This is a genomic window from Novosphingobium sp. (assembly GCF_030699305.1).
Lineage (GTDB): Bacteria > Pseudomonadota > Alphaproteobacteria > Sphingomonadales > Sphingomonadaceae > Novosphingobium.
In genome coordinates this window covers 128,216-139,501 of the sequence record NZ_JAUYNB010000021.1, presented here as the reverse complement: position 1 = coordinate 139,501, position 11,286 = coordinate 128,216, and the positions used below count along the sequence as shown (strand labels likewise).

Here is an 11,286-nt window from a genome sequence, read left to right as displayed (position 1 = left end):
ATTGCACCGGTTATGGATGCGGATGCGCCGCTGTTATTGTTTGATTCGGGCGTCGGCGGGCTGTCGGTGCTGGCACAAGTGCGCGCAGTGGTGCCCGCTGCGCCGGTAATCTATGCCGCCGATAACGCCGGGCTGCCGTACGGCACCAAGACCGAGGCGGAGATCGCCGCGCGGGTGGCGGGCCTGCTGGGCCGGATGACAGAGCGGTTTCGCCCCCGGCTGGTCTGCATCGCCTGCAACACCGCTTCCACGATCGCGCTGGGCATGGTCCGCGATGTGCTGGCCGTGCCGGTTGTCGGCACCGTGCCCGCGATCAAGCCCGCCGCGGGGTTGACGCGCAGCGGCTTTATCGGACTGCTCGGCACGGCCGCGACGATCCGGCAGCACTATGTCGACCGGCTGGAGGCTGAATTCGCGGGCGACAAGCATTTGCTGCGCGCTGCCGCACCCGAACTGGTCGCAGCGGCTGAAGCCAAACTGCGCGGCGCGGAAGTTGATCCGGCGGTATTCACGCGGGCCGCCGCAGCCTTGCGCGACCAACCCGGCGGCGAGCGCATCGATACGGTCGTGCTGGCCTGCACGCACTTTCCGCTGGTCGAACCGGAACTGGCCGCTGCGTTCGGACCGGGCGTGCGGTTCGTGCATGGCGCGGCAGGGATTGCGCGGCGGATCGCCGCGCTGACCGGTGGGCAACCCATGCAACGCCGCAAACCGGACCTTGCACTGTTCACCCGCGATGGGGCAGAGCTTGCGCAACTGGCTCCGGCGCTCCAGCGTCACGGCCTGCTTGAAACCGGGATTCTGTAAACGATGGCACGGCGGCTCAATCTGTTTTTACTGACAATGTTCTTGGTGGTGGGCATCCCGTTTTACTGGCTGTTGATCGACAATCGGCCCGGCACGGAACCGGCCAAGCCGCTGTCGATTGCGCAACTGCGCGAATTGGCGGCCAGCATGCCGGGCACTGCGCCTTCGGCCGTGGAGTACGAACCATCGGCGCTGCGCCTGCTCCCGCGCGGCCTGATGGCGGCGGGGCACGGGCTGAAACGGCATCCGGTGGTCATCACGGCGTTTCGACTGCCGGTGGCTGGCGGCAAGCCCATTCTCATCGATTCGGGTGTCCACGCAATCGACGCGGCGGCCATGGGCATCGAAAACCGTTATCCCGGTGCCCAGGCCCGGATTGATCAGGCCCTGCAATCCGCCGGGCTGATCCTGTTCACGCACGAACATCCTGACCACATGGGCGCCGCCTTGCGGCTGGGCGGACCGGCCATGCAGGCCGCCCGGTTCAACCATGACCAGTTGCCAGCCGCCGCGCTCGCAGGAAAACTGGCCTGGCCGAGCGGGTTCACCCCGCGCGCCCGGATCACCGGCTCCGCGCCGCAGGCCATTGCCCCGGGCGTAGTGGTCATTCCGGCGGCCAGCCACACACCCGGCTCGCAAATGATCTTTGTGCGGCTGGCCGGCGGCACAGAGTTCCTGTTCGCTGGCGATATCGCCACGTTCGATGTCAGCTGGAAAGAACTGCGCGCCCGGTCACGGCTGGTTGGCAGCTACATCATCAAGGAAGACCGCACGCAGGTCTATGCCTGGCTGCGCACCATTGCCGCCCTGAAAGCGCAGGCGCCCGACCTGAACATCGTGCCCGGACACGAAATCACCGGAGCGGTCGCAGCCGATCCGGACGAAGCCCACAAACCGGTCAAAGCAGGAAAAAGCTGGACCGCTGCGGCAAAACGGGGGTTCACCGCCGAGCCGGACAATTAACCGACTGGTATAACTGCCGGAGTTCGCGTAAGGCCGCGCGCATCGGCCAGGACGACGGCAATCGCCGCCCGGCGCGGAGGTCAAACGCCAAGTGAACTACGATCAGATTTTCGACCAGGCGATCGAGCGGCTGCATTCGGAAGGCCGCTATCGTGTGTTTATCGATATCCTGCGCAACAAGGGCGCGTATCCCAACGCGCGGTGCTTTGCCGGTCACAACGGGCCGAAGGACATCACCGTGTGGTGCTCCAACGATTACCTCGCCATGGGCCAGCATCCCAAAGTGATCGCGGCGATGGAAGAGGCGCTGCACGATGTCGGCGCTGGCTCTGGCGGCACCCGGAACATTGGCGGCAACACCCATTACCATGTCGATCTGGAAGGCGAACTGGCCGACCTGCACGACAAGGAAGGCGCACTGCTGTTCACGTCGGGCTATGTGTCCAACGATGCCACGCTGTCCACGCTGGCGAAAGTCCTGCCGGGCTGCGTGATCTTTTCGGACGAGCTCAACCACGCCAGCATGATCGCGGGCATCCGCAATTCCGGCGCTGAAAAGCGCGTCTGGCGCCACAATGACCTTGCGCATCTGGAAGAGCTGCTGGCCGCCGAAGACCCTGATCTGCCCAAGCTGATCGCCTTCGAATCGGTCTATTCGATGGAGGGCGACGTCGCCCCAATCCATGCGATCTGTGATCTGGCCGACAAGTATAACGCGCTGACCTATATCGACGAAGTTCACGCTGTCGGCATGTATGGCCCGCGCGGCGGCGGCATTACCGATCGGGATGAAGCCGCCAGCCGGATCACCATCATCGAAGGCACGCTGGGCAAGGCATTCGGCGTGATGGGCGGGTATATCGCGGCCGATTCCAAGATCATCGACGTGATCCGCAGCTATGCCCCCGGCTTCATCTTCACCACCTCGCTGTCACCGGTGCTGGTGGCCGGGGTGCTCGCCAGCGTCCGCCATCTCAAGAGTTCATCGGTTGAGCGCGAAGGCCAGCAGGCCGCAGCCGCCATGCTCAAGCAGTTGTTCCGGGATGCCGGCCTGCCGGTGATGGATTCGACCACGCATATCGTCCCGCTGATGGTGGGCGATCCGGTCAAGGCCAAGAAGATCAGCGATATCCTGCTGGCCGAATACGGCGTCTATGTGCAGCCGATCAATTACCCCACCGTGCCGCGCGGGACGGAGCGCCTGCGCTTTACGCCCGGTCCGGCGCATACAGCGGCGATGATGGAAACGCTGACCAAGGCGCTGATCGAAATCTGGGACCGACTGGACCTGCGGCTCGCCGCCTGACGGTAACCCCACCACCCTTCGACAGACAAAATAAGGGCCGGGAACCTGATCGAGGTTCCCGGCCCTTTGTGTTGGCAGTCAGCGCCCGATCAGCGCAGCGACACCACGTTGTCGCTGTGGCGCGGATCGCGGCGGTCACCCAGATACTGGCTGGCCATCGGCTCATCGGTCGTTTCGATCGCTTCGGCCTGACCGAACCCGTTGAACGCGGTCTTCATTGCCGCGCCATAGGCGCCCAGCATCCCGACCTCGATATAGTCACCGGCCTTGATCCCGGCGGGCAGCGTGAACGGGCCTTCCATGTAGTCGGCGTCGTCGCAGGTCGGGCCATAGAACGCGAAGTCTTCTTCCTGTGCGCCTTCGGCATCATCGGCCAGGCTGCGCACCGGAAACCGCCAGCCGACATGCGCCGCATCGTACAGCGCGCCATAGGCACCGTCGTTGATATACAGTTCTTTCCCGCGGCGCTTTTCAACGCGCACGATCATCGAGTTGTATTCCGCGCACAGCGCCCGGCCCGGTTCGCACCACAGTTCCGACGAATAGGAAACCGGCAGCGATTCCGCCGCGCGGTGGATCGCGCCGAAGAAATCTTCCAGCGGCGGTGGCTCCATGCCCGGATAGATCGACGGAAAGCCGCCGCCGACATCGACGATATCAACCGTGACAGCCGCATCGACAATCGCCGCACGAACGCGTTCCAGCGCCTGCACATAGGCAAACGGGGTCATCGCCTGCGAACCGACATGGAAGCAGATCCCCAGCGCGTCCGCCACCTGGCGGGTTGCCTGCAGCAGCGGTGCGGCATCGACCAGGTCAACGCCGAACTTGGACGCCAGGCTCAGCTCGGAATAGTCCGACGACACCCGCAGCCGCACGCACAGCGACAGGTCGGCCGCAGCTTCGCCAGCGTCGCTGGTGGTTGCGGCGACGATCTTTTCCAGTTCCTCGTGCGCGTCCAGGCTGAACGTGCGCACGCCGTGGACGCCGTAAGCCTCTGCGATTGCGGCACGGGTCTTGACCGGGTGCATGAAGCACAGCGTTGCATCGGGCAGGGTCGCGCGGACCAGCCGCACTTCGGCGATCGAGGCGACGTCGTAGTGCGTCACGCCCGATGCCCACAGCACCTTCAGCAGTTCTGGTGAGGGGTTGGCCTTTACCGCATAGAGCGACTTGCCCGGAAACTTCTCCACGAAGAAACGGGCAGCGCGCGCCGCAGCATGCGGGCGGTTCAGGATAACGGGTTCGTCAGGCGCGAGTGCGCGAACTACAGCCGGTGCGTCAGGATAAATGTGCAACTCAAGGGACCCCCAAACGGATAGTTTCAAAAAAGCTGCCTTGCGGTTTGGAAGTCCCCATGGGGCAGCGGAGGGTTCCTATAAAACAGCGGAGGTGAACTGCAAGTGAAAACGCTTGCCAGGTTGCACGATTTTTCCGGCAGAAACCTACCTTTGCATCAGCCGTTCAGCCACGGCCCGATAGGCCGGCAAGGACACCGGATCATTGCCGGAACTGGCGGCAATCGGGTGCGATCCGAACCGGACGATCACCATTTCGGCCACAGGGTCGATATAGATCCCCTGCCCGTGGATCCCCCGCGCGGCATAGGTGCCGTGATTGCCCGGCATCGTCCACCACTGGCTGCGATAGGAACAGTCCGGCAGGTAACCGTATCCGGCCTTGGCAAATGCCGCGCGATCCGCCCCGGCGCGAATCGATTCGATGGCCGCCAGCGGGATTACCGCGCCGCCATGCCCCACCCCATCGCAGCGCATCGTTTCGCCAAACCGGGCCAGATCGTGAAGCACCGGGTTCAGCCCGCCGCCTGCGAACGGCATGCCGGTTGAATCGATCAGGAAATCGGCATCCTGTTCCATCCCCAGCGGTTGCCAGATCCGTTCCGCCAGAACCTTGTCCAGCCGCTTGCCTTCTGTCCGCGCGACAATCCAGCCGAGCACTTCGGTGTTGCAGGTGCGATAGGTGAACCGTTCGCCGTGCTCGCCCGCCTTGCCGATGGTTGGCAGGAAATCATAGACATTGGTTGGTCCGGCGTATCCGGCCGGACGCGGGGTCAACCCCAGCGCCAGACTGAACGCACCGATCCCGGAACTGGCGTCGGTATAGTCCTCAGAGAAATCGAGCGCGGTCGTCATGTCCAGCACTTGCCGCAGCGTGGCATCGGCAAATCCGCTGGACCGCAGTTCAGGCAACAGGTCGCCCACTGGCGTGGCGGGATCGAGCCGCCCTTCGTGGACCAGCATTTCGGCCAGCGTGCCCACGAAGCTTTTGGTCACCGAAAAGACGATATGCGGGGTAGCGCGCCGGGTTACGCCAAAATAGCGCTCATAAACGATGGTCCCGCGGTGCAGCACCAGGATCGCGTCTGTGAAGTTGGTGGGCAACGACTGCGCCCAGGTCATTTCACGCCCGTCATCCAGCGCGGTGAAGGTCAGGTCATCCAGATCATCGCGCAGCGCGACCGGAAATTCCCGGATCGCCCCATGCCCCCGCGCCACCCGCGCGGTCGGCAGGAATTCGCGCATCCGGGAAAACGCGAACCGATGGGTCGGAAACCGCATGTGCCCGGCGCTCGCCGCCAGAATATGCTTGTCCGGTGCGGGCGGAAAGCCCTGCATCCAGCCCATCACGGCAGGATCGCTGGTGTGGGCATCCAGCACGGCGCGCTGTTCAGTCATGGCAATCCTCGCTCCGCCGGGGCCGTGGACCGGCCCTCTGTTCGACACGCCCACTTGCACGCCCTGCATCGCCGGCGCGCAAGTGGGCGGTCATTGCAATTATTCAGCCGCCTTGTCGGTTTCCGGAAACACATACTTCAGGGCGGATACCTGAACGTCCAGCAGAACCCGCAAGTTCTGCCGCAGGTTGAGCCAGGTTACCCCGTCATCCATCACGACATAGCGGGTAAACCCGACCGTCTTGTCTTCCTTGTCCCACCAGGTGCCGACTGCGGCTTCTTCAATGTTGGCCTTGTTGACGCCGTCCATCGTGACCGTCTCGTCCTGGTCATAGCGGACCTGCATCATCGTGCCCTGACAACCCTTGATCTTGCCGACGTCGCACGCCGTACCGATCAGCACGAAGAACAACCCGTCCGCCGTCTTGCCGCGCACGCTGGGCGCCTCAAACGGATGCAGTTCGTCCACGGTGTGCCCTTCGGCGAGAACCAGTTGCTGCAGGTCCGTCTCGGTCACAACCTTGAACAGCTTGCCATCGGCAATCCTGGCCGGTGCAGCCTGCGCCCCCGTTGCCGCTGCCAGCGCCAGGGCCGACAACAGAACTGATTGAAAATTCATAAGAAACCCCTCAATAATCGGACGCGCGCCCACCCCATGACGGTATGGGAGGGCAAGCCGGTTGGCAAGGTGGTTCAGCTCAACCGGTCACGGAAATCCGCGTAGGAAAACCGGCGAACACATTCCAAGGTGTCGTCAGCGCTATCCCACAACCAGATCGATGACAGCGGCACGCCGTTAAAGGTCGTCGTCTTGACCATCGAATAGTGCGCCTGATCGAGAAATGCGAAGCGCTGGCCAATATCGGGGCCTACCGGAAACCGGTAATCGCCGATCACATCACCGGCCAGACAGGATGGCCCGCCCAGCCGCACCGCGCCGCCAGCGCCCTCGTCGATCTCCGTATCGATCTGCGGCAATTCACCCAGCATCGCCGGACGATACGGTGCCTCGATCACATCGGGCATATGGCAGGTGGCAGAAATATCGGTGATCGCCAGCGGCATCCCGTTCCAGTGGGTATCCAGGATCGTGCCGACCAGAATGCCCGCGTCCAGCGCCACCGCCTCGCCCGGCTCCAGATAGATCGCGCAGCCGGTTTCCGCCTTCACCGCTATGAGGAACGCCACCAGTTGGTCGCGCTGGTAATCCGCGCGGGTGATGTGGTGGCCGCCGCCGAAATTGAGCCACTTGAGCTGGCCAAGATAGGGCGCGATGCGCGGCTTCACCGCTTCCCAGGTGCGGTGGAGTGGTTCAAAGTCCTGTTCGCACAGGGTGTGAAAGTGCAACCCTTCCACCCCGGCCATCAATTCAGGCGTCAACTGGTCGACCGGAAAGCCCAGCCGCGAATGCGGCGCGCACGGATCATAGCGCGGAACCTCGCCTTCGGCATGCAGCGGGTTGATCCGCAGTCCGACGTGGAAGACTTGCCCAGCGGCCCGCGCCGCCGCCACTTGCGGCGCAAACCGGGCGATCTGTCCCGGCGAATTGAAGATCACATGATCCGACAAGCGCAGGATTTCCGGCAGATCCTCCGCCTTGTAAGCCGCGCAATACGTCGCGATTTCACCGCCGTTGTAATGCTCATCGGCCAGCCGTGCTTCCCACAGCCCGCTGGTGCAGACCCCGTCGAGGTATTCGCCGACAATCGGCGCCACCTTCCACATCGAGAACGCCTTCAGCGCGGCGAGCACCTTGATCCCGGCCCGGTCCCGCACATCGGCCAGCACCGCCAGATTGGCCCGCAGCCGCGCCGCATCGACCACGAACGCGGGGCTGTCGACGCGCGCGAGGTCGAACTCGGCGAATGCTCCCGGATCACCGGCACGGGTTTCCAATCTAGTCTCCTACGACACAAGGTTGATCTAAACCGACCTTATTAAAGCTTCCATCGCTTCGGCACATTGGGCAGCCCAATCTCAGCTCCCGTAACCTTCAACACATCAGAGTCAGTTATTAACAACGTTGCTTGAAGCTCGAGCCTACTCTTGAGCGCCTCAGCAACGACACACTTCAACAAAGACCCCCCGGCAGCGTAGATCACTAATGGCTCCGAAGGAGGAAGTCCGAGTGCCTCACCGACGATGAAAAGCGCGTAATCAGTGATTGTTACGCTCAGCGGCTTGCCGTCCACAGAAGCAACGAAGCGGACTTCCGATTCATGTCGATCGTGTTGACCTGGAGTATTGATTGCAACCTTCATCAGAACGCCAGCGGGCCAGCCAGTTCCTTCACCTGCCAGGGCAGGCCATGCTGGTTCAGCATGTCCATGTACGGATCGGGATCGAACTGTTCCATGTTGAACACGCCCGCGCCCGTCCATGCGCCGGTCAGCAGCATCGCCGCGCCGATCATGGCCGGAACGCCGGTCGTGTAACTCACCGCCTGATTGCCGGTTTCGTGGAACGCGTCCTCATGGTCACAGATGTTGTAGATGTAGAACGTCTTCTCGCCGCTCCCGTCCAGCGCCTGCCCCGTGGCAATGTCGCCGATGTTGGTCTTGCCGGTGGTCGTCGACCCCAGAGTTTCAGGCTTGGGCAGCACGGCGGCGAGGAACTGGAGCGGGATGATATCCTTGCCCTGAAAGCGTACCGGCTCGATCCCGGTCATGCCGACATTCTGCAGCACGGTCAGGTGGGTGATATAGGCATCGCCGAAGGTCATCCAGAAGCGGATGCGCTCAATCTCCGGCAAGTGGGTTTTCAGGCTCTCGATTTCCTCATGATACATGAGGTACATGTTCTTCGGGCCGACCGCTTCGAAATCGAAGTTCTGGCGGATGGTCAGCGCGGGCGTTTCCACCCATTCGCCGTTCAGCCAGTGCCGCGCCGGGGCGGTCACTTCGCGGATGTTGATTTCCGGGTTGAAGTTGGTCGCAAAATGCTGACCGTGATCGCCGCCGTTGCAATCCAGAATGTCGAGCGTGCGGATCGTGCGCAGCTTGTGCTTTTTCAGCCAGGTGGCGAACACGCTGGTGACGCCCGGATCGAACCCCGAACCCAGCAGCGCCATCAGGCCCGCTTCCTTGAACCGGTCATGATAGGCCCACTGCCAGTGGTATTCGAATTTGGCCTCGTCCTTCGGCTCGTAGTTCGCGGTGTCCATATAGCTGACCCCGGCGGCCAGACACGCGTCCATGATCGGCAGGTCCTGATAGGGCAGCGCCAGATTGACGACCAGCTTGGGGCCGATCTGCTGGATCAGCCGGGTCAGCGCGGGCACTTCCTCGGCATCGATTTCATACGTCTGGACGGATTCGCCGGTGCGGTCCTTGACCGAGGCGGCAATCGCATCGCACTTGGCCTTGGTCCGGCTGGCGAGGTGGATCTCGCTGAAGATGCCACTGTTCATCGCCATCTTGTGGACGCAAACCGAGCTGACGCCGCCCGCACCGATCACCAGAACCTTGCTCACCTGCGAATCTCCTTTGGCCCGACACTTCCTAATGGGCGATGCCGCGCATATAGGATTGTTTCATGACAGCACAACAAATGCGCAGCCCCACCCAGGAAGGCGTTGCCCGCGCGGCGGCCAAGCTAGCCGAACTATTGCCCCGCACGCCACTGCTGGAAACAGAAATACACGGCCAACGGGTGTGGGTGAAGGCCGAGAGCCTGCAACCGATCGGCGCGTTCAAGATTCGCGGCGCCTGGCACCGGCTGTCGGACCTGTCAGCGGATGAGCGCGCGCGCGGCGTGGTCGGCGTATCCAGCGGCAACCATGCCCAGGGCGTGGCATGGGCCGCGCGGCGGCTGGGAATTGCAGCGACCATCGTGATGCCAGTCGATGCGCCTGCTGTGAAGTTGGCGGCCACCCGCGCGCTGGGGGCAGAAGTGGTGCTGTATGACCGCCCCGGCGGCGAAGACCGCGATGCGCTCGCCCAGCGGCTTTGCTCGGAACGCGGCGCGACGCTGGTCCATGCCTATGCCGATCCGTGGGTGATCGAGGGGCAAGGCAGCGCCGGCACGGAAATCATTGCGCAGATGCAGGAACGTGGGCTGGACGGCCCGACCCGCGTGATCGCGTGCTGCGGCGGCGGCGGGCTGACGGCGGGCCTTGCGCTGGCCTGCCCCGATGCGGAAATCGTGCCGGTCGAGCCCGAAGGTTGGGACGATGTGTGCCGCAGCCTGGCCAGCGGGGAAATCCAGCGCGTGGCGGCTGATGCGCCGCCCACCGCCTGCGATTCGCTGCAAACGCCCGCGACTTACCCGATCAACTTCGCCATCCTGAAAGCGCGCTGCGGCTATGGCGTGGCCGTAACTCCGGCCGAAGTCCGCGCGGCGCAGCGGTTTGCATTCAGTAAGCTGCATCTGGTGGTCGAACCCGGCGGCGCGGCGGCGCTGGCGGCGGCGCTGGCGGGAAAAGTGCCGGTTGACGGACGCACCACGCTATTGGTCACGGGCAGCAATACCGATCCGGCAGACTTCGCCAAAGTGCTGACCAGCCACGATTAGTTGCATTTGACAATCGGTTACGGGCAGCACACCTTCCTCCCCCTCGGGTCAACGAGATCGTCACGAACGACGAGGGGGAGAAATCAATGCAAGCGCAGATATTAGCGCCCGGAGCCGTACTGGCGCTGTGGACGATTGTGATGCTGTTCTGGATGGCGCTTACCCGCCTGCCAGCCATCGCCAAAAACGGCGGCCTTGGCGCTGCCAAACCGGGCGGGCGCGGGCAGGATCTGGAAGGGGTGCTACCGGATTCGATCAACTGGAAATCGCACAACTACACCCACCTGCTGGAACAGCCGACGCTGTTCTATGCCACGCTGGCGACGCTGGCGATCTTGGGGGCGAACGAGCACGACGTGCTGTTCGCCTGGGCCTATGTCGCGCTGCGGATCGTCCATTCGGTATGGCAAGCCACGGTGAACACCATTCCGGTGCGCTTCACGCTGTTCAACTTGTCCACGCTGTGCCTGCTGGTGCTGGCCGTGCGCGCCGCCATGCTCACGCTCGGCGCATCATAAGGGAGACTGACCGATGATTGGAATGGAAATCCTGAAACCGCTGGCCGTACTGGCCGGCTGGACGATGATCATGTGGCTGTGGATGTATGCCACCCGCCTCCCGGCCATGAGCGCGGCCAAGGTCGATGCCAAGGGCATGGTCGGCGGCACCGGCAAGGATCTGGATGGCGTGCTGCCCGGCAAGATCCAGTGGATTGCCCACAACTATAACCACCTGCACGAAGCGCCGACGGTATTCTATGCCGTCGCGCTGGCGCTGGCGCTGATCGGTCAGGGCGATGGCCTGAACGCCACGCTCGGCTGGGTCTACGTCGGCCTGCGGATCGCACATTCGCTGGTGCAGGCCACGGTCAACCGCGTGATGCTGCGGTTCCTGCTGTTCGCGCTGTCCAGCCTGACGCTGATTGCGCTGACGTTGCACCTCGTGATGGCGGTGTTCCACGGGTGATGCTGGGTGACTGGCCGGGGTTCGCCCCGGCCAGCAC

Annotated in this window: 12 protein-coding genes; 6 read left to right on the top strand and 6 right to left on the bottom strand. The window is 63.4% G+C overall.

What is annotated here, in order from left to right; genetic code table 11:
• Window positions 1-12: 12 nt before the first annotated feature.
• From murI to hemA, 3 genes are all read left to right on the top strand, one after another.
• Entirely contained in the window at window positions 13-807 is a 795-nt protein-coding gene (murI, locus tag Q8Q53_RS09725; protein ID WP_305701572.1) for a glutamate racemase, read from the top strand.
• Between the two features lie 36 nt (window positions 808-843).
• Entirely contained in the window at window positions 844-1,770 is a 927-nt protein-coding gene (locus Q8Q53_RS09720; protein WP_305701571.1) for an MBL fold metallo-hydrolase, read from the top strand.
• A 91-nt stretch (window positions 1,771-1,861) separates the two neighbouring features.
• Window positions 1,862-3,076, top strand: coding sequence for a 5-aminolevulinate synthase (gene hemA / locus Q8Q53_RS09715; protein ID WP_305701570.1), 1,215 nt, complete (start codon window positions 1,862-1,864; stop codon window positions 3,074-3,076).
• Between the two features lie 89 nt (window positions 3,077-3,165).
• Here hemA and Q8Q53_RS09710 read toward each other — a convergent pair whose 3' ends face one another.
• The 6 genes from Q8Q53_RS09710 to Q8Q53_RS09685 all read right to left on the bottom strand — a co-directional run bounded on the left by Q8Q53_RS09710 (window position 3,166) and on the right by Q8Q53_RS09685 (window position 9,243).
• A complete protein-coding gene (locus Q8Q53_RS09710) occupies window positions 3,166-4,374 on the bottom strand; it encodes a type III PLP-dependent enzyme (protein WP_305701569.1) in 1,209 nt (402 codons plus the stop codon).
• 147 nt (window positions 4,375-4,521) lie between these two features.
• Complete coding sequence (locus Q8Q53_RS09705) at window positions 4,522-5,772, bottom strand: serine hydrolase (protein ID WP_305701568.1); 1,251 nt, start codon at window positions 5,770-5,772, stop codon at window positions 4,522-4,524.
• 99 nt (window positions 5,773-5,871) lie between these two features.
• Window positions 5,872-6,390 (bottom strand): hypothetical protein, encoded by a 519-nt coding sequence (locus Q8Q53_RS09700; protein WP_305701567.1) that lies wholly within the window; start codon window positions 6,388-6,390, stop codon window positions 5,872-5,874.
• A gap of 74 nt (window positions 6,391-6,464) precedes the next feature.
• A complete protein-coding gene (locus tag Q8Q53_RS09695) occupies window positions 6,465-7,667 on the bottom strand; it encodes a carboxynorspermidine decarboxylase (protein ID WP_305701566.1) in 1,203 nt (400 codons plus the stop codon).
• Window positions 7,668-7,708: 41 nt separating this feature from the next.
• The gene (locus Q8Q53_RS09690; protein ID WP_305701565.1) at window positions 7,709-8,032 is read right to left on the bottom strand and encodes a hypothetical protein; all 324 of its coding nucleotides are present in this window, start codon (window positions 8,030-8,032) and stop codon (window positions 7,709-7,711) included.
• Window positions 8,032-9,243, bottom strand: a complete 1,212-nt coding sequence (locus Q8Q53_RS09685; protein ID WP_305701564.1) for a saccharopine dehydrogenase family protein — start codon at window positions 9,241-9,243, stop codon at window positions 8,032-8,034. The genes Q8Q53_RS09690 and Q8Q53_RS09685 overlap by 1 nt, the downstream gene beginning before the upstream one ends.
• A 62-nt stretch (window positions 9,244-9,305) precedes the next feature.
• Here Q8Q53_RS09685 and Q8Q53_RS09680 point away from each other — a divergent pair, with 62 nt between their 5' ends.
• The 3 genes from Q8Q53_RS09680 to Q8Q53_RS09670 all read left to right on the top strand — a co-directional run bounded on the left by Q8Q53_RS09680 (window position 9,306) and on the right by Q8Q53_RS09670 (window position 11,249).
• Window positions 9,306-10,283 carry a threonine/serine dehydratase gene (locus Q8Q53_RS09680; RefSeq protein ID WP_305701563.1) on the top strand — a complete coding sequence of 326 codons (978 nt, stop codon included), beginning with the start codon at window positions 9,306-9,308 and terminating at the stop codon, window positions 10,281-10,283.
• A gap of 86 nt (window positions 10,284-10,369) precedes the next feature.
• On the top strand, window positions 10,370-10,801 hold the full coding sequence (locus Q8Q53_RS09675; protein WP_305701562.1) for an MAPEG family protein: 432 nt from the start codon (window positions 10,370-10,372) through the stop codon (window positions 10,799-10,801).
• 13 nt (window positions 10,802-10,814) lie between these two features.
• Window positions 10,815-11,249, top strand: a complete 435-nt coding sequence (locus tag Q8Q53_RS09670) for an MAPEG family protein (RefSeq protein WP_305701561.1) — start codon at window positions 10,815-10,817, stop codon at window positions 11,247-11,249.
• Window positions 11,250-11,286 lie beyond the last annotated feature (37 nt).